15 protein-coding genes are annotated in these 19,926 nt (G+C 70.3%); 4 read left to right on the top strand and 11 right to left on the bottom strand.

All coding sequences use genetic code 11. The features are described 5' to 3' along the window. Positions 1-92: 92 nt before the first annotated feature. Positions 93-2,537, bottom strand: coding sequence for a non-reducing end alpha-L-arabinofuranosidase family hydrolase (locus ACYUED_RS23105; RefSeq protein ID WP_491284557.1), 2,445 nt, complete (start codon positions 2,535-2,537; stop codon positions 93-95). Here ACYUED_RS23105 and ACYUED_RS23100 point away from each other — a divergent pair. Next, complete coding sequence (locus tag ACYUED_RS23100; protein ID WP_491284555.1) at positions 2,423-2,797, top strand: hypothetical protein; 375 nt, start codon at positions 2,423-2,425, stop codon at positions 2,795-2,797. The genes ACYUED_RS23105 and ACYUED_RS23100 overlap by 115 nt on opposite strands. 288 nt (positions 2,798-3,085) lie before the next feature. Here the strand turns inward: ACYUED_RS23100 and ACYUED_RS23095 are convergent, their stop codons facing one another. Continuing rightward, positions 3,086-4,207 (bottom strand): sensor histidine kinase, encoded by a 1,122-nt coding sequence (locus ACYUED_RS23095; RefSeq protein ID WP_491284553.1) that lies wholly within the window; start codon positions 4,205-4,207, stop codon positions 3,086-3,088. Beyond that, positions 4,204-4,872, bottom strand: coding sequence for a response regulator (locus tag ACYUED_RS23090; protein WP_491294385.1), 669 nt, complete (start codon positions 4,870-4,872; stop codon positions 4,204-4,206). The genes ACYUED_RS23095 and ACYUED_RS23090 overlap by 4 nt, the downstream gene beginning before the upstream one ends. 336 nt (positions 4,873-5,208) lie before the next feature. On the opposite strand from ACYUED_RS23090, the gene ACYUED_RS23085 reads away from it, so the two are divergent. The 3 genes from ACYUED_RS23085 (at position 5,209) to ACYUED_RS23075 (ending at position 7,589) form a co-directional block, all read left to right on the top strand. Beyond that, a complete protein-coding gene (locus tag ACYUED_RS23085; RefSeq protein ID WP_491284551.1) occupies positions 5,209-5,736 on the top strand; it encodes a hypothetical protein in 528 nt (175 codons plus the stop codon). 141 nt (positions 5,737-5,877) lie between these two features. Beyond that, the gene (locus ACYUED_RS23080) at positions 5,878-7,128 is read left to right on the top strand and encodes a DUF418 domain-containing protein (protein ID WP_491284549.1); all 1,251 of its coding nucleotides are present in this window, start codon (positions 5,878-5,880) and stop codon (positions 7,126-7,128) included. 185 nt (positions 7,129-7,313) lie between these two features. Beyond that, positions 7,314-7,589 (top strand): RICIN domain-containing protein, encoded by a 276-nt coding sequence (locus ACYUED_RS23075; protein ID WP_491284547.1) that lies wholly within the window; start codon positions 7,314-7,316, stop codon positions 7,587-7,589. 296 nt (positions 7,590-7,885) lie between these two features. On the opposite strand, the gene ACYUED_RS23070 is transcribed toward ACYUED_RS23075, so the two are convergent. The 8 genes from ACYUED_RS23070 to ACYUED_RS23035 form a co-directional block, all read right to left on the bottom strand. Next, a complete protein-coding gene (locus ACYUED_RS23070) occupies positions 7,886-9,691 on the bottom strand; it encodes an ABC transporter ATP-binding protein (RefSeq protein WP_491284545.1) in 1,806 nt (601 codons plus the stop codon). Positions 9,692-10,139: 448 nt separating this feature from the next. Next, positions 10,140-10,361, bottom strand: a complete 222-nt coding sequence (locus ACYUED_RS23065; RefSeq protein WP_491284544.1) for a hypothetical protein — start codon at positions 10,359-10,361, stop codon at positions 10,140-10,142. A 170-nt stretch (positions 10,362-10,531) separates the two neighbouring features. Next, a complete protein-coding gene (locus ACYUED_RS23060; protein WP_491284542.1) occupies positions 10,532-11,827 on the bottom strand; it encodes a cation:proton antiporter in 1,296 nt (431 codons plus the stop codon). Between the two features lie 416 nt (positions 11,828-12,243). Then, positions 12,244-13,368 (bottom strand): NlpC/P60 family protein, encoded by a 1,125-nt coding sequence (locus tag ACYUED_RS23055; RefSeq protein ID WP_491284540.1) that lies wholly within the window; start codon positions 13,366-13,368, stop codon positions 12,244-12,246. Positions 13,369-13,425: 57 nt separating this feature from the next. Then, entirely contained in the window at positions 13,426-13,908 is a 483-nt protein-coding gene (locus ACYUED_RS23050) for a poly-gamma-glutamate biosynthesis protein PgsC/CapC (protein ID WP_491284538.1), read from the bottom strand. Next, positions 13,905-15,185, bottom strand: coding sequence for a poly-gamma-glutamate synthase PgsB (gene pgsB, locus ACYUED_RS23045; protein WP_491284536.1), 1,281 nt, complete (start codon positions 15,183-15,185; stop codon positions 13,905-13,907). Before pgsB ends, ACYUED_RS23050 begins: the two co-directional genes overlap by 4 nt. Positions 15,186-15,191: 6 nt before the next feature. Further along, entirely contained in the window at positions 15,192-17,450 is a 2,259-nt protein-coding gene (locus ACYUED_RS23040; RefSeq protein ID WP_491284534.1) for a HAMP domain-containing protein, read from the bottom strand. A gap of 456 nt (positions 17,451-17,906) precedes the next feature. Then, positions 17,907-19,811 carry an ArnT family glycosyltransferase gene (locus ACYUED_RS23035; RefSeq protein WP_491284532.1) on the bottom strand — a complete coding sequence of 635 codons (1,905 nt, stop codon included), beginning with the start codon at positions 19,809-19,811 and terminating at the stop codon, positions 17,907-17,909. Positions 19,812-19,926: the final 115 nt, after the last annotated feature.

Genomic DNA, 19,926 nt, shown 5'->3' with positions numbered 1-19,926 from the left:
TCGGTCAGCAGGTGGAGTCCGCCTACGCCGTAGACCGCTCGTCCACGTGTCGGCGAACCGCACCCGATCGCGGTCACCGTGGATCAGGCGGGTCAGTGCTGCAGGGTCAGCACGCCCGGCCGCCACGGCAGTTGGTCGTAGGGGCCGCTCGCGGTGGGGGACTTGCCCTGGTAGAGGAACTGCAGGTTGCAGGGGTCGATGGTCATGGTCTGGTCGGGGTTGTTGCGGACCAGGTCACCGTGGCTGATGTCGTTGGTCCAGGTGGCACCGCTGTTGGCCTTGCCCGCGAAGGGATTGCTCTCGCTGGCGGCCTGCGGGGTCCACGAACCGCTCAGACTGGAGGCCGTGAACGAGCGGAAGAAGCGCTGCTCGTTCGCACCCCGCGCCTCGACGATCATCAGGTACTGGTTCTGGCCCTGGACCTTGTAGACCTGCGGCGCCTCGAACAGGTTCTTCTCCGTGTCGGTCATGACCGTGGTGTACGACGAGCCGAAGCTGCCCGGGAAGTTCCCGATCGGCATGGTCGACTTGAAGATGCTGCCCTTGTCATTGGCGAAGAACAGGTACATGTTCTGGCCGTCGGCGATCAGGGTCGGGTCGATCGGGGCGCCGGTGGGGAGGCTGCCGGTGAACAGCGACTGCTGCGCGGACCAGCCGTTGGGGTTAGTGGGGTCGCTGGACGTGCGGTAGGTGAAGGGCGAGGCACCCCACTGGGACACCAGCACCCAGATGTTCTTGGGCGCGAAGTAGAACAACTGGGGCGCCACCGCGCCCTGGCTCATCCCGGTCTGGCCGGCCGACGCCATGTCCGACCAGTTCGTGAAGGGCTTGAACGCCATCGAGCCGTACGACGATCCCTTCACGCTCGACGCGTAGACCAGGTGCTTGCCGTTGTACGTCACGGTGGTGAAGTCCTTCACCGCGTCCCACCCGTTCGCCGGCTGCGCCAGCGCACCGGTCGAGCTCCACCGGTACGTCGACGGAAGAGCACACGCGGCGCTCGTCCGCGTGGGCGTTGCCGGGGCCGACGTCGACGTCCTGAAGTTCCAGTGCTGGTTGGCGGCGCCGCCGTTCGAGTCCCAGATCTGGACGGGAGTGCCGTTGGCGGTCCGACCGCCGGGGAGCTCCAGCGCCCGGCCGCTGGCGACGTTGGTCAGCGTGTAGGAGCCGTCACTGTTGCGGCCGGCCCGCCAGTGCTGGTTGGCGCCGCCGTTGGAGTCCCAGACCGTCATCCCCGTCCCGTTGCCCGTCCGGTTGCCCGGCTCGTCCAGTACCCGGCCGCTGGCGACGTTGGTCAGCGTGTAGGAGCCGTCGCTGTTGCGGCCGGCCCGCCACTGCTGGTTGGCGGCACCGCTGGCGTCCCACACCTGGAGCGGGGTGCCGTTGCCGTTCTGTCCCGCGGGCTCGTCGAGAACGCGTCCGGCGGCCACGTTGGAGAGCGTGTAGACGGTGCCGGAGGTGAGGCCCACGCCAGGCGTGCCGCCGCCGCTGCTGCCGCCGCCCAGGGCGGTGAGCACCGCGCTGTAGGCGGGCTTCTTGTTGCCGTTGCGGTCGAACAGCAGGGGGTTGTCCCCGCTGCGCCAGGAGTCGCTGTCGCGGATGCCCCACACCGTGATGCCCGTGCAGCGAGCAACGTTCATGCACGCCTTGACGGCGTTGGTGTACGCCGTCGGCGACGCCTGGGCGATGTCGAGCTCGGTGATCTGTACGTCGACGCCGAGCGCGGCGAAGTTCGACAGTGTGGTCTGGAAGCTGGCCGGCGGGCCGTCGGCGCCGAAGTGGCTCTGGAAACCGACGCAGTCGATGGGCACACCACGGGACTTGAAGTCCTTGACCATCGCGTAGACGCCCTGCGTCTTGGCGTCGGTCCAGTTCTCGATGTTGTAGTCGTTGTAGCAGAGCTTGGCCGCCGGGTCGGCCGCGCGGGCGGTGCGGAACGCCTCCTCGATGAAGCCGTTGCCGAGCACGTTCTGGAACACGGAGCTCCGGTGCTGGCCACTGCCGCCGTCGGCGAACGCTTCGTTGACCACGTCCCAGGCGTAGATCTTGCCCTTGTAGTGGGTCATCTCGGTGGTGATGTGGTTCTTCATCACGCTGCGCAGGGTGTTCGCGTCGGTGATGGAGCTGACCCAGCTGGGCAGTTGGGAGTGCCAGACCAGGGTGTGGCCGCGCATCCGCTGGCCGTGCGCGGTGGCGTGGCCGACGATCTGGTCGGCGGGTCCGAAGTTGAAGGTGCCGCGGGACGGTTCGGTGGTGTCCCACTTCATCTCGTTCTCCGGGGTGATCATGTTGAATTCCCGGTCGAGAATCGTGGAATACGTCGAGTCGCCGAGCTTCCCGGCGGGCACGGCGGTGCCGAAGTAGCGGCCGCTGCCTGCCGCTGCATCGGCGACCACCGTCGGCGTGCCGGCCTGCGAGGTGCGTGCGGCCTGGGCGACCAGCGGTACGGCAGCAGCCGCGGCGGCGAGAACCAGTGCGGCGGCGAGCACGCGGCGGCTTGCCGGACGGCGGCGATGAAAGCGGTGCTGATCTGGCAACGGCGTGCCCTTCTGTCGCAGCGGGCCTTGGTCTCGGCCCCGGATACCAGCCAGTTGCCGCCACGCACACAAAGGTTGCCGCGACCGAGGGAGGAACTTTCACGGCCGCCGTCCCCGTCCCCACCCGGTTCCACGGCGATGCCGGCCACATGGAGACCACCTACGCCGACGGGACCGACGCCGGCCCGGCCGACTGGACCCCGTACCAGCAGTTCGGATACTCCTTCTCCCTCGACGACACCGCCGGCACACGGCCCTGACCTCCGCCTTCCTCGGCGGCCTCAAGGACGGCGCTGGAGCTGATCGCCCACCGAGGTCCGGTCCCCCGTGGAGCTGACCGACGTCCTCGACGGCACGCCGGTCCGCATGGGGGCGCCGGTGCACCTGGGGCCCGGGACGTGCGGGTCCTCGCCGCGGACCGGTGGCCGGCCCGGCAACACCTGCCTCGCCGGTACTCGACCGGGGGCGCCTCACCAGGATCTGCTGGAGGTACGGGGCCCAGGTCGCGTTCCGCGAGGCAGCGCCGACCCGCGTCGGGCGGGTGGCTCTCAGGCGGGCCGAGCGCGGGCCCGTAGTTCGATCTTGTATCCGCCCTGCGAGGTGGTTTCGGCGGTGAGGGTGCCGTCGAGCAGTTCGGCGCGTTCCCTCAGGCCGATCAGGCCGTGCTGCGCGCTGGGCAGGGGGACGGACGGGCGGGTGGGGGCGGCGTTGGTGACGGTGACGCCGAAGTGCTGAGCGTCGTGCCACAGGTGCACTTCGGCGCGGGCGCCGGGGGCGTGCTTGCGTACGTTGGTGAGGGCTTCCTGGACCATGCGGTAGACGGTGCGTTGGGCGGTGGTGCTGATGCCGGGCGGGAGCCCGCCGGTCAGGGTGGTCTCGATGCCGCTGTTGGCGATCAGCTGCTGGAGGTCGGCCAGGGTGGGCTGAGGGGTGAGCTCGGTTTCCTTGCCGCCGGAGGCGCGCAGCAGGGTGACCATGTGGCGGAGTTCGTCGAGGGTGTTCACGCTCAGGGTGCGGATGGTGCGGGCGGCGTCGCGGGCGTCGGGGTCCTTGGCGGCGACCTGCAGGGCTCCGGCCTGTACGGCGATGAGGCTGACCTGGTGGGAGACCACGTCGTGCATCTCGCGGGCCAGTTGGGCGCGTTCGCGGGCGAGGACGGTCTGGGCGTACAGGGCGCGTTCGTGTTCGCGGGCCACTTCGACCTCGACGAGCTGGCGGGCCACGTCGTGCCTGGCCTGGACGAGCTGGCCGAACAGGATCGGGGCGAAGGCCGTGGCCAGGGTGTAGACGAACTGGATGAGCGTCCAGGTCTGGTCGCCGGAAAACGAGCCGGACAGTGGCCAAGCGAGGGTGCCCGCCGCCGCGTTCAGCAGGGCGCAGCCGGCCAGCAGCGGGCGGTTGCGGGTGTGCGTGGCCAGTGTGTACAGGGCGGCGATCGGCGCGACCGCCACGTCCATGAGCAGGGTCATGGGCAGGGTCAGCAGGAACACGGCCAGTGGAAAGCGCCTGCGCAGGAACAGTCCGGCGCAGCCGAGAGCGGTGCAGGCCCACATGAACGGTGTGGCCTCGCCGTAGAGGTTGATCGAGGCGTCGAGCGCGGCGAGCACGACGAGGCCCGCGTTGACGGCCCAGGGCGGCACGCGCCGCCACAGCGCCTGTCCCGTGCTCATCGCCCGTTGTCCTGTGCCGTGTTGGCGCCGTCGTCGCTGAGCAGTCCGGCCCGCTCCGCGAGGAGCGCCGCCTGGACGCGGCTGGAGACGCGGAGCTTGGTCAGGATCGAGCTGACATGGTCCTTGACGGTGCCCGCGCTCAGATGGATGCGGGCGCCGATGTCGACGTTGGACAGTCCTTCCGCGATCAGGACGAGGACGTCACGTTCGCGGTCGCTGAGCAGATTCACCCGCGCCACGTCCGCGTCCCGGGGCGCGCCCGCCCCCGGATGGCCGCGCAGCAGAGCCCGCGAGGCCTTCGGGGACATCACCACCCCGCCCGCGGCCAGGGTGCGTACGAGTTGGGCGAGTTGTTCGGGCTCGGTGTCCTTGAGCAGGAAGCCCGCGGCTCCCGAGCGCAGCGCGGTCAGGATGTACTCGTCGGTGTCGAAGGTGGTCAGCATGGCCACCGTCGGCGGCTCGGGCAGCGTCTGGATCTCCCTCAGGACGGTCAGGCCGTCCACGTCCGGCATGCGGATGTCGAGGAGCACGACGTCCGGGTGCTCGCGCCGGATCACGTCGGCGGCCTGCGCTCCTTCCGCGGTGGCCACGACCTGGATGCCGTCAGAGGCGTTCAGGATCAGCTCGAACCCGGAGCGCACCAGCGCCTCGTCGTCCACCACCACTACCCGGATCACCGGCGTTCCGCCTCACACTCGTCTGCTCTGTCCAGCTTCGCGGCGACCCGTGCATCCCGTATCGGGGTCCACGTTCACGTACGGTGATCGCCTGCTGTCGACAGTACGTCCAGCAGGGCGCGGGACGGTGCGGCCGCTGTGGACACCCGCCACCCGGCAGGCCGGTTCCAGCCGGTCGGGGGGAGCGCTCCGGCCCGTCGGCGGGCGGGTGGGCGAGGCTCGGCGGATGGTGCCCGTGGTTCTCGTCCGGTGCGATCGGTCCGTGGGCCCTCCCGAGTCGGCGGGCCGCAGTCGATTTCCGTACCGTCAGAGGACCACCCAGCCATGCCCCGCCTGTGCCTGCGTCAGCCTGTCCGTGCTCTGCGCCGCTCTGCGGCGCGGCCCCATGTACTGTTCGGGGGCGTGTACGGGGCGGTGCTGGCCAGCTCCATGGTGGCCGCCCTGACGGAGCAGGGTGGGACGGCGCCCGCCGAGCGGTTCAGCAGCGCCCAGTGGCTCCTGGTCACGGCCGTCGCATCGGCCTTGGCGCACGGTTACGCACATCTGATCGCCCTGCGCGGCGACCGGACCCATCACGGTGTGCGCGCCGCGGTGCGGCTGTTGCTGTCCGAGTGGCCGTTGGTGGTGGCGACGGTGCCGACACTGGTCCTGCTGCTCGGCGCGGCCTGGGGGTGGTGGCCCGCGGCGGGCATCGAGTACGTCGCCTTCGCCGTGAATGTGGTGCTGCTGTTCGCCTGGGGCCTGCTCGCGGCCCGCGCCGCAGGCCGCACCTGGGGCTCCGCCTTGAAGATCGGCACAGTGGACGCGTTGCTCGGCCTTGCGGTCGTGGTGGCCAACGCCGCCATCAAATAGGGCAGTTGGCCGTTCGGGCCCGCCGGTCGGCCGCCGCGGCGCCGTTCCGCCGGTCGGCGGGGTGGCCCCGGCCGGTCGGCGGGGGCGTTACCGAAGCCTGCCGGATGGTCCGCCTCCAGACGGCACCGAAGGATTTTGCGCATGACACAGATACAGCCGCCCCAGGAGACACCGACTCCGCAGGAGAACTCCCCTCCACGGCCCCGAACCTCGCCCGAATCCGCCGGGCAGGCCCCCGGCGGCCCCTCAATGGGACGCCTGGTCGGGGTGGACCTGGCCCGCGCGCTGGCCGTGTTCGGTATGTACGTCGTGCACATCGGTCCGCCGCTGTCGGCCACACACGGCGTCGGCAGCTGGGTCCGGTACATGGCCGACGGCCACTCGTCGGTCCTGTTCGCCACCCTCGCAGGGTTCTCGCTGATGCTGATCGCAGGCCGCTTCGAGCCTAGGACCGGACTGGCCGGCCGGCAGGCGAAGGCCCGGATCGCGATCCGCGCCGTGATCCTGCTGGCGCTGGGCACCGTGATGGCGATGGAGTACGGGGGAGTGATCATCCTCGGCTTCTACGGCGTCTACTTCCTGCTCGCGCTGCCCCTGGTGCGACTGAGCGCGGGGGCCCTCGCGATGATCGCGGCGGGGCTCGCGCTCGTCATGCCGCAGTTGGCGTTCGTCCTGACCCTGGGGCTGAGCGAGTCCGTCCAGCAGAGCATCAACTCCTACGACCCGCTCCGCCACCTCAGCGAGGTGGGAGTGCTCGATCTGCTGCTCACCGGTTTCTACCCGGCGCTCACGTGGATGCCGTTCGTGATCGCCGGCATGGCGCTGGGTCGCATGGACCTGTCGGCGCCTTCCGTCCAGCGGCGCCTGGCGGCGCTCGGCGCCGGCCTCGTCGTAGGGGCCTACGGCCTGTCCCTGCTGCTGGCGGGCAAGAACGCGTTGAGGAGCACAGCGGAGGACGTGGCGCCGTCCAGTGGATCCGGGGCGGCGTCCATGGGCAGCGGGTCCATCGAGCCCCAGCGCCGGTTCACGGAATTGTTGTCCGCCGGGCCGCACACCGGCACCACGTTCGACATCATCGGCAGCGTGGGCGTCGCGATCCTCGTGATCGTGGGCGCGACGGTGCTCATCGACCGCCTGCCGCGACTGCGCCGCCTGGCCAAACCGGTCATCGCCGTGGGCACCATGTCCCTGACCGCCTACGTCGGCCACTTCCTCGCACAGTCCGTGCTGTCCCCGCCCGCCGGGACGGGCACCCAGCAGTCATGGGTGCCCCTGCTCATGTACGTCCTCGGGGCGATCGTGTTCGCCACCATCTGGTCCCGTTTCTTCCGCCGCGGCCCCCTGGGGCATCTGCTCAACGTCGCCACCAAGCCCGCCAAGTCCATCCGGTGAGGTCCGGTCGGGGTGGCTCGGCTTCATGCCCCTCCCGGCCTGAACGGTCTGCCCGCCCGCAAGGGGATCGCCCTTGCGGGCTTCGGCTGTGGTCCTGGCCGATCGATGTCAGCTCCGCCTGGCGCCGACCCGCCGTCCATGGGCCGGGCGAACACCTACACCGTCGTGAACGAGCACAGCGATAAGTGCCTGGACGTCTCGGCGCTTCCACGGCCGACGGTGCCGCCGTCATCCAGTGGACCTGCAGCGGCACCACGAACCAGATGTTCACCCTCAAGCCCGTCACCGCGCTCGGCAACGGCAAGGACGACCAGCTGGCCGCCGTCCACAGCGGCAAGTGCGTGGACGTCAGCGGGATCTCGACCGCACCCGGCGCCCTCCTCCACCAGTGGACCTGCGACCCGGCGACCGACCTGACCTGGAAGAAGAACCAGATCTGGCGCCTCCAGGGCATGGGCTGACCTGTCGTCCGCAGGCGAAGGCCTCCAGCACAGCAGGGAGCCTTCGCCTGCGCCGGCCGGACCGACGTACCGGACGGAGCACCATCTCCATCGCACCCGGCGCCCCCGAGAGCTCCGAGCTCACAAAGCGCTCGCCATCGGGCGCGGTGTGGTGGATGACCAGCCGTCCATGGGAGCTCCACAAGCGAACGCCCCAGGCGAACGTGAACCGACCGTCGGGACACCCGCCGGTTTCCCGTCCGTGCGCGCGGCCGGGGGGCTGCCCCCTGGGCTCCGGGCCGCGGCCTTCGATGGCGTCAGTTCCTGACGCCCCCCGCCGGGGTCAGGAGCTGGGTCGCCGCGAGCTGCGCGTACAGCTCGTCCCTGGCCACCAGCTCCTCGTGGGTGCCGACCGCGCGGACCCTGCCCGCGTCCATGACGACGATGCGGTCGGCGTCCGTGACCGTCGACAGGCGATGGGCCACCACGAGAACGGTGGTCTCGCGTGCCGTATCGGCGATGACGTCCCGCAGCGCCAGCTCGTTGACGGCGTCGAGCTGCGAGGTCGCCTCGTCCAGGAGCAGCAGCCGGGGCCTGCGCAGCAGCGCGCGGGCGATCGCGATGCGCTGACGCTCGCCGCCGGACAGTTTCGTGCCGCGGTGCCCGACCGGGGTGTCCAGGCCGTGCGGGAGACGCTCGACGAGGGTGTCGAGCCTGGTCCGGGAGAGGACCTCGCGGATGTCGTCGTCGGTCGCGCCGGGCGCGGCGAAGACCAGGTTCTCCCGCAGTGTTCCGGCCAGCACCGGGGCGTCCTGCTCGACGTACCCGATGACGGACCGCAGCTCGGACAGCGGCCACCGAGTCACGTCCGTGCCGTCGACCAGGACGCGGCCGCCGGTTGCTTCGTAGAACCGCTCGACGAGCGCGAAGAGGGTCGACTTGCCCGCTCCCGAGGGGCCGACGAAGGCCGTCATCCCGCCGCCCGGCACCTCGAAGTCCACCCGCTGGTGGATGTCCGGCAGCCCGGGGCCGTACCGGAAGGACACCTCCTCGAAGCGGACCGACGCCGGACGCGGCCGCACCGCCGCTGTTTCCGCGGGCCGCACAGGCCGGTGCGGGTTGTGCGGCTCCGTCGCCAGGCCGTCCAGCTGCGTGATCCGGGCGATCGCGGCCGCGCCCTCCTGGTAGTGGGACGCTGCGTCGACCAGCTTGTACACCGGCTCCATCAGGAAGAAGAGGTACAGCAGGAACGCGATGAGCGTGGACACGGGCATCGCCCCGGACGCCACCCGCGCCCCGCCGACGGCGAGTACCGCGAGGAACGCCAGCTCCACGGCGAGGTTGTCCGCCGACCCCATCACGGCTTCCCACTTCGCGCTGCGCACACCATGGCGCCATGCCCTGCGCGCCGCCGCCTCCACGCGAGCGGTCTCCCGCTCCTCGGCGCCGGACGCCTTCACCGTACGGAACGCGCCGAAGACCCGCTCCAGGCCGGTGGACATCTCCCCGACAGCCGCCTGGGAGCGCTCGGTGGCCTGCCCGATCTTCGGCATCACCAGCGCGACGCCCACGCCGAGCACCGCGACCACGGCGAGCGTGACAGCGAGCAGGACGGCATCGAGGAACGCCATCACCACGACCGCCGCGACCAGCGTCACCGCTCCGGTCGCCGCGGAGACCAGCGCCTGGGTGCTGACCGCCCGCAACAGCGTGGTGTCGGAGGTCACCCGGGACATCAGATCGCCCGGCTGCATCCGGTCCACCTCCGCAAGGCGCAGCCGCAGCATCCGTCCGATGAGGCTGCGCCGAGCGGCGAGCACCACCGACTCCGCCGTCCGTTCCAGCACATAGGCACCGAACGCCTCGGCCACCATGCTCAGCAGTACCACGACGGTCATGGCCAGCAGGACGGTACCGATCGTGCCACCGGACGAGAGCCGGTCGACCAGGGTCTTCGTGGCCAGCGGCTGCAGCAGCCCCCCGGCGGCCCCGGCCAGCGCGCACAACAGACCGAGCGTGACGGCCCAGCGGTGCGGACGGACGTACCCGTACAGCGCCGTGAGCGTCTCGCGGGCGCGCAGGGACTCGGCACCCGTCGCCTCCGGGGCGGATGCGGTGTTCACAGGATTCCTTTCCTACGTGGTCGGCCGCGCACCGCGTCAGCGGCTGCGGGCACCGGCCCGCACGGGGGCCTTGGGGGGCGTCGGCTCAACGGGCTCGACGACCCTCGTGGCGAGCGTGTGCACAACGTCATCGCAAAGTTCAGGGCGCACAACGGCCGGACAGAGACCGGCGGACGGGGTCGAGCTCCCTCTCGTGCGCACGGTGTGTCATGCCACCACCTGGAAACCCGGAACCTTCTTCGACCGTCCGGCGATCGTCGGCGGCACCCCCGCCAAGTGGCCGGGACCGCCTGCCCACCGTGAAACCGGAGCAACAGGAGCCGGCGAAGGGGAAGGCAGCGGGCGGAGCCGGAGCCTGGCCCTCGGCTTCATCGAGATCAAGGACGGCGCCGTCGCCCCCGAACCCCTGCGGAGTCGCCCGCACCGGAGGAGATCTCCGATCGCCGGCTCAGTGGACCAGTGAGGCCGCTCGCGTGGCGAAGAGGTGCACCCCTGCCTCGTAGAACTCAGGACGGACGACGAACAGGACACCGGCGCCCGCCACCAGCGTCAGGCCGAGAAGTTCCAGCAACCCGCCTCTGCCAGGTGTGACGTCACGGCCTGGCACGGCGATGTCGGCCGACGCCCCGAGGGTGGTCTCGGGCGCCTTGTCAAGAACGTGTTGTGTCATGCCTCCAAGCCTGGACGCCGGGCCGCTCCCCGCACATCCGGCGACTGTCGGGTCCACCCCCGCCGAGTGGCTGGAGAAGACCGGCCTGGGGTAGGAGCCGTCGGGGCCGAGAGGCGGACGCGCCAACCAGCACGGCAGCACCGCAGGACATCGCAGCACCGCCAGGCACATCAACTCCGCCTGGCGACGACCGATGAGTCCGGCTCGTCGGTCACCGGGGTGCCAGGGCCGCCGGCTGCCGACGGGGGCGGACCGGTCAGGGACCGGGCGATGACCACCGAGCCGCCGCCGTGGAGCAGAACGCTGCCGAGCACCGTCAGGGTCATGGCGTACAGGGCGGTGTCGGCGTACCGCCCGTCCGGCAGAGCGTTGAACGCGAGCAGGCCGAACACGATGGAGGTGGTGCCGCGTGGTCCGAGCGCGCCGACCATGAGCCGTTCCCGCCAGGTGAACGTCGAGCCGAGGAAGGCGAACATGATCGGAAGGATGCGCACGACGGTGAGCGCTGCGACGCAGAGCACGACGGTGGGCCAGTGGACGCCCTCCTCCATGGCAAGCACCACGGCGTTGCCGAAGAAGAACCACATGCACATCGTCGCCATCGAGTTGGTGTCCTCGATGAGCTGGAAGTCCGAGGCGTGGGGAGCCGAAGCGCCCCGTCGGCGGACCGGCGCCTGCCTGACGTAGCGGAAGGCGATCCCGCACACGAACGAGGCCACGAAGCCATTGCCGTCCATCGCCGTGGTCACGGTGTAGGCGAGCAGCGGTGTGACCAGCACGATGATGCGCCGGGACTGCTCCGTCATCCACTCCGCGCGGTCGGCCATATTGATCAGCCACGCCACCAGCGCCCCCACCACGAAGCCGACCACGAGGGCCTTCAGCGCGAACGGCACGGCCGTGCCGAGGGCCTGCATGGGCGTGCGGGTGACGGAGTTGGTGCCGACGAGGATCAGTGCGAACAGGAAGACGGGCGAGACGATGCCGTCGTTGTAGCCGCCCTCCACGTTGAGCACGCTGCGCACCTTCGCCGGGATACGCCGGTCGCGGACCAGCGTCTCGGCCGGAGCGAAGTCCGTCGGGACGACGATGCACGCGATGAGCAGCAGCAGCGCCACCGGCAGCCCGGGCAGCAGCAGCATTCCCAGCAGCACCATCGTGATCAGGCTCAGCGGCAGGGCCACCAGCAGTGCCCGCGCGGCGGAGCCGGGGTCGTTGCCGAACAGTCGCCCGCCCGGCAGCTCGGTGGCGTCGACGAACAGCAGGACGGCCAGGATGACCTCGGCCACATGCTGAGCCACCTCGGAGTTCAGGGTGACAGCGATATGGCTGTGGGTGAACACCCCCGTGACCACGCCCGCGAGCACCAGCACCAGAGGAGCCCGCACATGCCGCTGCTCCAGCCGACCGGCGACCAGCGACCACCCGGCCACCATCGTGGTGATCACAATCAGGACAGAGATCATTTGAATCCGCTTCAGAACTCGGAACAGACCAGCAACCGCCCCACCGGGACCTCAACAAGGGCGTCGACCGGCGTGAGCACACGCAGACGGTACAGCGGACGACGCCCGGCAGGCGGCACCGGCCCTTACGCCTGGCTCCGGCAGATCGCCGCCGGAGCTTGCACCAGCACCGAAAGGGCCGGCCGGAACCGGCCCTCCTGAAGGACCCGGCGGGCACACCCTGTACGCCGCCCGCACCCACACCTCGGCGACCTGTACGACGAGGTGTGGGACACGGCAGCCCGCCGTAGGACGGCGGCGCCTTGGGGAGTGGTCGGTCACCACCTCGCCGCTCCCCCGCCCCGACGACCGCGTCGAATGCACCTACCTATCAGCGGATCCGCGGGAACCGAGGCCTCGACCCGGCCGGAGCGCGGTCAGAGGCGGCGGGCCGCGCGCAGCCCCTGTGCGTAGTAGCCGACACCGTCGAGCCGCGAGGCGCCGCCCTTGTCACCCATGGTGGGGCCGCCCGCGTTCTTCCGGCTGGAGATGAAGCGCGGGTGGTCGGCGGTGTCCAGGCCGAGGTAGATACCGACGTGGCCGATCCGTCCGCCGGTCAGCTCCCGTGTCGTGAAGAACACCAGGTCGCCGGGCTGGAGCTGCTGGATGACGGCGGGGCGGCGGTCGGTCGGGGGGATCACGGGTACGCCGAACCGCCCGCGGGCGATCGCGTCGGGGGTCCGCTGCAGCCCGCTGCCCGCCCCGCTGTCCCTGCTGTTCAGCGGGAACCCCGAGCGGTATCCGTACACCAGCCGGACATAGCCGGAGCTGTCGACGGAGCGCGCGCGGTCCTTCTCGGCGCTGCGGGTGACCGTGTCGGGGAAGGTCCAGGAGATGCCCAGGTAGTCGTAGAAGTCCGAGCCCGTGCGCGGCTTCGGCTTCCCCTGCCCGGCACGCTTGGAATCGCTGGGGGTGTTGGGTGTGTAGTGAGCGGCACCGCTGTATTTGACTCCCGTTGCCGTCGTCCGGACCGGGGCACCTGCGACGTAGTCGAAGGCCGTGGCGAGGATGTCGGGATCGCGGCTGCCGAGCCGGGAGTTGAGCCAGGTCCTGAACCAGCCGCTCCGCTCGGCGTCACGGGTCCATGGCTTGGGCAGCAGCCGTACCCAGCTCTTGGTGACGACCTTGGCATCCGTCGTACGCGGCTCCGCGAAGGTCCTGCCGGGCCCTGTCAGTACGGCCGTACGGGCACCCTCGGTGAACGTGGCGATGACGGCGCCGTGCCGGTCGCGGGCGACCGTGCGAGCGGGGTTGCCGATCCGCTCGAAGCGCAGCGGGCCGGTCCTGGTCCGGATTCCGGCACCCTGCGATGCCTGTGATATCCGCGATGCCTGTGAGGTCTGCGATATCTGTGATGCCGGTGCTGCCTCCGGCTGGTCGGTACGGTGCCTGAGCTGCAGGGTCAGCCCGTAGCTCGCCGCGAGCAGGACGGCTGTCACCAGGAACAGGGCCGCGTTCCTGGTCAGGGAGAACCTACGGATTCTGGGCAGGAGGCGTTTCACTGGTCAACTCCGGTGCAGGGAAGGGGAGATGGCGCCGCGTGTCGGGGAGGGGGCGGCTCATGTCGTGGGCAGGGCGCCCAGCAGCAGCCCGGACACCAAGATCACGTAGGTGGCGAACGTGACCGCGCCGGTGGCGAGGACCGTCGCTGTCTTGGGCTGCCTCTCAAGCTGGTAGGCGATGAGACCGGGGACGATGAACCCGAGGGCCTGATGGGCGAACAGCAGGGGGAACTGCTGCTGGAGCAACAGGGAGAGCCCGGCCTGGAGCAGCACACCGGTGAGCACGACGGCGGCGAACAGCCGCTTGCCGTAGAGGATGACGAAGCGCTGCAGCAGCTTGGTCAGCAGGTAGGTCAGGGCCGCCACAGCCGCGACCATGGCGGCGCGCCGCAGATCGCCGACGAGGGTGAGGGCGAGCCAGCCGGGGGTGATCATGCCGCCCGGTGACAGGTTCGTGGTCAGGTAGCACAGGAGGGAGAACACCAGACCGAGTGCGATGCCGATGGCGGCGATCTGCGGGGTGACTACTGCGGGGATCAACGGGATTCTCCGTAGGAGGAGTTGTGGTGGGCGCCGGGCGATGTGGGGGCGTCGCTCGGATCGGCGGGGCCGGCGGGGTGGTCGGGACCGGCGGGGTGTTCGGGCGCGAGTGCCGCGAGCCGCTCCAGGAAGAGTTCGCCCTGGCCGTGGATGTTGCCGATGGCGACGAGCGAGGAGTCCGGCCCCAGGTGAGCCAGCAGATCCGCGGTGAGCCGGCCGGGGTCGCGGCGGTCGCCGCCGAGATCGACGACGTTCCCGGTCCAGTGGGCGGGTATGGCGTCGGCGGCGGACTTGGTGGGGTGGCCGATGAGGAACACCGTCTCCGGGTCGAGCTGGGGGATGAGCGCGCCCATCTGCCCGTTGCGCTCCACACGGTCGGGACGGCAGTTGATGACGAGGTGCAACGGACGGTGGATCGCGCCCAGTTCGAGCAGCTGCGTGATGTTCATCAGCGTCGACTCGGGGTCGTTGGCGGCGAAGACGTTCGCGAAGCGCAGCCGCTTTCCGTCAGGGGTGCGGTACCGCTCGACGGACAGCACACCCGGGTCCGGCGGCGCCGCGTACATCCCCTTCAGCGCGGTCGCCCGGTCGACGCCGAGCAGTTCGGCGACCGCGATCGCGATGGCGACGTTCTCCTTGAAGGTGAACCAGCTGAAGCCGCGCAGTTCCTCGTCGGTGACGGTTTCCGGGTCGGCGTAGATCAGCTTGCAGTTCCGGGCGTCGGCCTCCTCCTGGAGGATGTGGAAGCGCTCCTTCTCGGCCGTGACACAGATGCCGCCCTCCGGCATCGAGCGGCACAGGGAGCGGGCCACGTCGTCCAACGTCGGGCCCATCTCGGCGAGATGGTCCTCGCGGACGTTGCACAGCACGCCGATGGTGGAGCGGATCAGCTTGGACTGGTTGATCTCCTGGAGTGCCGGCATGACGGCCATGCACTCCATCACCAGGACATCGGGCCGGTAGGCGGCTGCCCGCCGGACGATGCCGATCTGCTCCACCACGTTGGCGATGCCGAACTTGCGGTAGACCGGTTCCTCGGTGGCATCGGGGTGGATGAACCGGGCCGCGGTGCCCGTGGTCTTGGCGACGGTCACCAGGCCGCTGCCGCGCAGCGCGCCCGCGCACAGCCGGGTGATGGAGGACTTGCCGCGAATGCCGTTGACCAGCACTCGGGTGGGTATGGCGGTCAGGTTCGCGTCATGGCGGCGCTGTTCGACGACGCCTGCGACGAGCAGGCCGGCGCAGCACGCCGCGAGGACGCAGTACAGGAAGAGCACGGCAGGTCAGCTCCTGGGACCGGGGCCGGACAGGGAGGTGGAGACAGTGGGCGCCCCGTCCGGGGAACCGGGCGCGGGCGGTGCGTCGGCGCGGGGGAGCCGCTGCCGGATCAGTTCGAGGCTGCGGGCGAGGGATCCCACCTCGTCGTGGTAGCGCGGGTAGAGCACCGTTCTGCGGTCCCCGGCCGCCAACACCTCGGCGCCCTGGGCGACTTCACGCAGCGGACGTACGACGACGAGGTACAGCCAGCCGAGGCAGAGGGCGCCCGCAGTCACCCCCAGCAGACCGACGAGCATGATCCGCCGCTGTGCCTCGTACTCCGGCAGACCGATCCAGAACACCGGCCTGATCGAGGCGACCTTCCAGCCGAGTGCGCCCGCGACGCCCAGCTTGTCGTTGAACGGCGCCACTGCGGCGACCGCCGGATCCCGCCAGCCGAGCAGCAGCTCGGCGGAGCCCTTGGCCGTGCGGTCGGCCTTCAGCTGGGCCCGCAGCCGGCCGTCGGAGACCCGCCCGAACGCCACGAACCCCTTGTTGGACGCGATGACCCGATGCGCGGAGTCCACCAGCCACACCGAGCCGAGACCGGGTCGGTTGATGATGCCGGTCAGGTACTGGACCTTGAACTCACCCACGACATAGTGGCGTCCGGACCTCGCCGGCGCACCCTTGACCTGCTGAGTGGCCACGGCGGCGAGCACCGGTTCCGTGCCGGAGGTGTTCGTCTGCCTGACCCCGGGCCTGACGCGGGCCTTCGTCGGGGTACGGGGTTCATCGCCGGCGCGGGCGAGGATCCTGCCGGCGCCGTCGACGACGTACAGGGACCGGTACCGGCCGTGCTGCTCCAGGGACCTGTCGAGGACCTTGCGCGCCTCCTGCGACTGGGAAACCTGGATCACGGTGGCGAGATGGGTGAGATCCGCGTATCCGTCGTTGATCCCCCTGCGCACGCGATCCGCCGTCGTCTCGGTGCGGAGCCGCTGGTCGTCGGAGATCAGCCGGGGTACGACCGCAGCCGGGCGCGGCAAGGAGCTGCCGAGCGTGAGCAGCATCGACGCGGGCCAGGCCAGCAGGGCGAACGCGCACACCACGAGGACGGTGCGCAGTCCGAGCCGACGCCGTCCCTTGCCCGTCCCGCGCAGAACACGCCCCTCGGCCGGTGATTGCGCGTCCGTCTGCTGCAACGGCCCGCCCCTACCGAGGAGTTGTCGGTGCAGTGCCTCCAGCGCGGCGCCGACCCGGGCGGGTTCCCCGAAGCGGGGCACGCGGACGGGAGCCGTGAGGTCGCCCGAGCCGAGCCTCTGCGCTTCGCTGTGCAACCGCAGCAGGGGCCGCTGCACCACCAGGTGGAGGGCGGCGGTGACCCCGGCGGCGAGGGTCAGCAGCACGGCCGCGGCGAGGAGGGCGAGACGAAGGTCACCGGTCCCGGCCCCATGACGCTCGGTCGGCACCGTCGTGACGACCGTCAGTCCGAGCGTGCTGCTCGGACTCTCTTTCGCGGCAGGCCCTCGGGCCACTCCGGCGTACCCGACGGCGGTACGGGTCTTGGCGTCCGCCGCCTCGACGAGACTGCCGCTCGGACCGTCGAAGCCGCCGGCCACGGCGGTGTCCGACGGTCCCTTGCTCTGCGCCTGGCGGGCGGCGGTGCCGGCCAGGGCCTTGGCCCGCCCGGTGCCGGATTCGGGCCCGGCCGAGGTGAGAGTGGCCCCGTCACGGTCCACGACGTTGAGCGTGTGTTTCTTGCCGACGGAGATGCCCGGCAGCTTCACGCTCTGGGAGGCGACGAGCAACTCCTGCCTGCCGCCTTGCGACAGCGTCGCGAACGCCAGCAGTCGGGTGACGCCCGAGTCGTCCCGCACGAGTCTCGGTGGCGGGTTCGCCGGGAGTCCCTGAAGGTTCACCTTCCCGAGCGGTAGGGCGTCGCCCTGCGCGGCGAGCAGCCGACCGGTGGACTGGTCGACGACGGCGGTACCGCGCCACTTGCGGTAGGACCGGTCGAGGCGGGTCAGAATCCCGTCCGCCGGTACGGACTTGGAGGCACCGAAGTCCGCGGCCGCTGCCCGCAGATCGGTGACGCTCTGGTCGATGGCGCCCTGCAGCGCGACCGCCCCGTCCTCGGCGATGTGCTGCTGGGAGCTGAGGACGGCCTCGGGAACGCCCCGTTCGGCATCGCTCCCGACGGCGAACACCGTCAGGCCCGCGACGAGCGCCAACAGAACCGGCAGGGCCGCCAGTGGCGGCCGCACACCTCCCAACACAGCCATGTCCGCCCGACGCCGAGCCGGGCTCTGCATGGATATCGGGGGTCGAGTGGTGGACAAGAAGAATCCTTTCCAGGCTCTACCGATGTCGCGTGAAGCAACAAAGAGAAGTTCTCGACTTACCTGATGACGGGAATGCTCCGCCGGTTCACCGGGGAGGTGTGACGGCGCTCACCCACCGGCAGTAAAGCGCCGTTTCACGTAGTGCAGAAACAGCCATACCACTGTCCTGACCTGCCGGTTTGTGGACTTGCGGAAATGGATTCAATGGCCGAAACGCTCGTTCTGAAAAACCTACAAGAATGATGGAGATAGGCTTAACGAAATGTGAACGAATTGCGATGGGCCGCCTGCTGAAGAGGCGATAATTACCCGCAAGGATTGTTTTGCATTTCCTCTTCCTTGCCCATCCCGCAGTCGGCTGCTCCACCCCCGCCGATCGGGGGGGGTGCCTTCTGCTCAGCCCTTCGCGCGGCAGTCGTAGAGGCCGAAGTTGCCCCTGGTGCGCCAGCCGTAGGCCCCGGAGCGGACGCGCTCGCAGTGGGACTTCACCCACGTCGTGGCGGGGGTGGTGGGTCGCAGGTGAGTGAGGAGCGCGTAGCGGAGTTGGTGAGTGGCGATCAGGTTGCCGAGCTGCGGGGCGCTGGGAAAGGGGGTCTTCCCGGTGAATCCGCCCATGACGAGGACGGGTTGGGCCTGGGCTCGCAGCAGACGTTCCGCGGGGTAGGCGGCCTGGGTCGCGAGCAGGTACTTCTCGCCCTTGCGGTGCGCCATGAGGTAGTCCAGCAGGGCGGTGTCGCGGGTGCTGGGCCGGCCGAGCCCGGCCCGGCGGACAGCGGACGGGTCATGGCTGGCCCGGTGGTGGAACTCGCCGACCGGACCGGCCGTCGGAGACGTGGAGGCGCCCGCGTAGCGCGGGTCGAGAGACGAGACGGCCCAGCCTGCGGGTACGAGCAGAGTCGCCGCGACTGCGACGGCCAGAGAGCCTTGGACCAGCCTCTGGGAGGCGCGTGACCCACCGCGCCACAGGCCGAACGTCCCGCACACCGCGAAGATCACGGCGAACACCAGCAGCCGGGAGGCGAACCAGGTCGGCCCGTCGAGCACGAGCGCCCAGGCCACCGTCACCACGATCGCCGACGGCAGCCACAGCCGTCGCCGGCCGCCCGCCTCGTACGCGGACCAGAAGAGCGCGAGCCCACCTCCGGTGAGAGCGGCGATCGCCGGTGCGAGCACGGCCGTGTAGTAGACGTGGTTGCCGTTGGAGAGGCTGAACACCACGGCATGGACGGCAAGCCAGCCGCCCCAGAGAAGGAAGCCCGCCCGCAGCGGGTCGGTCCGCGGCTCGCGGGCGCGCCAGACCAGAGCCGTCACGACGGCGAGCACGGCGAGCGGCAGGAACCAGGCGATCTGCGGGCCGACGGTGTGGTTGACGAGCATCCCCCAGCCGGTGTTTCCGGAGGTACGGCTGGCAGCGGTGCCCGGGACGGCGCCGAACGCGGTGCCGTCGTCGCTGAAGCGACTGATGCCGTTGTAGCCGAAGACCAGGCTGAAGGGGTTGTTGTTCGACGTACCGTCGACATACGGGCGCTCATCCGCGGGAGTCACCCACGCGATCAGCGCCCACGAGCAGGAGACGGCCAGCGTGACCGCACCGCTCAGCAGGAGGCGCAGGGCTCTCTGCAACGGCGAGTTGCACGCCGTGAGTTGATGGACCACGGCGAAGACCGGCAGGACGAGCCAGGCCTGCAGCATCTTCGTCTGGAAGGCGAGCCCGACCCAGACGCCACACATGATCAGCGGGTACAGCCGCCCGGTTCGTGCCGCCTTCTGCAGGGCTCCGGCGGCTGCCACCAGCAGCAGAGTGAGTGCGGTGTCCGGGATGGTGGCCCTGTTCAGCACCACGGTGACCGGAGTGAAGGTGAGCGTCAGCGCGGCGATCAGTGCGGCGAACGGCCCGGCCCACGCCCGTACGATCCGGTGCAGCAGCCATACGGTGAGCACGCCCTCGATCACATGGGGCAGCGCGGCCGCCCACGTGTGAGGCCCGAAGATCCATACGGAGAGGGCATCGGGCCAGAAGGCGCCGGGCAACTTGTCGAGGGTGATCGAACCGCTGGTGTCGAGACCGCCGAAGAAGAAGGCCCGCCAACCGGTGGCCATCGACCGTATCGCCGCGCCGTAGTAGGGGTGGATCGCGGCGTGCCCCATGCCCCAGCCGTACAGCAGCGCGGCGACGCCCAACACCGCGGCCAGCGCCGGGCGTTCCCAGCGCGCCGGAGCTTCCGGCCGGTCGGCGCGGCGGTGCGATTCCCGGCGGAGGCGATGGAAGCCGGTGCTCTGGGCGGTGGGGATGGCGGCCACGGTGAAGGTCCCTGGATCAGTGTTGAGGCGTAAGGGCAGGTGAGAGGCGGAAGGCTGCGCGGGATCCGCGGGCACCGCACTTGCGTGCCGTCCGGCGGTACGCCGCCCGACGAAC

It is taken from the genome of Streptomyces sp. DF42, assembly GCF_058267695.1.
Note: the sequence above shows the minus strand (reverse complement) of the source record. Positions and strands in the feature narration are given on the sequence as shown.

Bases quoted from the DNA above. Each gene is read 5' to 3' on its own strand.
- ACYUED_RS23080 (WP_491284549.1), top strand. From the start codon at position 5,878: ATGACACAGATACAGCCGCCCCAGGAGACACCGACTCCGCAGGAGAAC.
- ACYUED_RS23065 (WP_491284544.1), bottom strand. From the start codon at position 10,361: ATGACACAACACGTTCTTGACAAGGCGCCCGAGACCACCCTCGGGGCG.
- ACYUED_RS23085 (WP_491284551.1), top strand. From the start codon at position 5,209: ATGCCCCGCCTGTGCCTGCGTCAGCCTGTCCGTGCTCTGCGCCGCTCT.
- ACYUED_RS23040 (WP_491284534.1), bottom strand. From the start codon at position 17,450: ATGGCTGTGTTGGGAGGTGTGCGGCCGCCACTGGCGGCCCTGCCGGTT.
- ACYUED_RS23095 (WP_491284553.1), bottom strand. From the start codon at position 4,207: ATGAGCACGGGACAGGCGCTGTGGCGGCGCGTGCCGCCCTGGGCCGTC.
- ACYUED_RS23060 (WP_491284542.1), bottom strand. From the start codon at position 11,827: ATGATCTCTGTCCTGATTGTGATCACCACGATGGTGGCCGGGTGGTCG.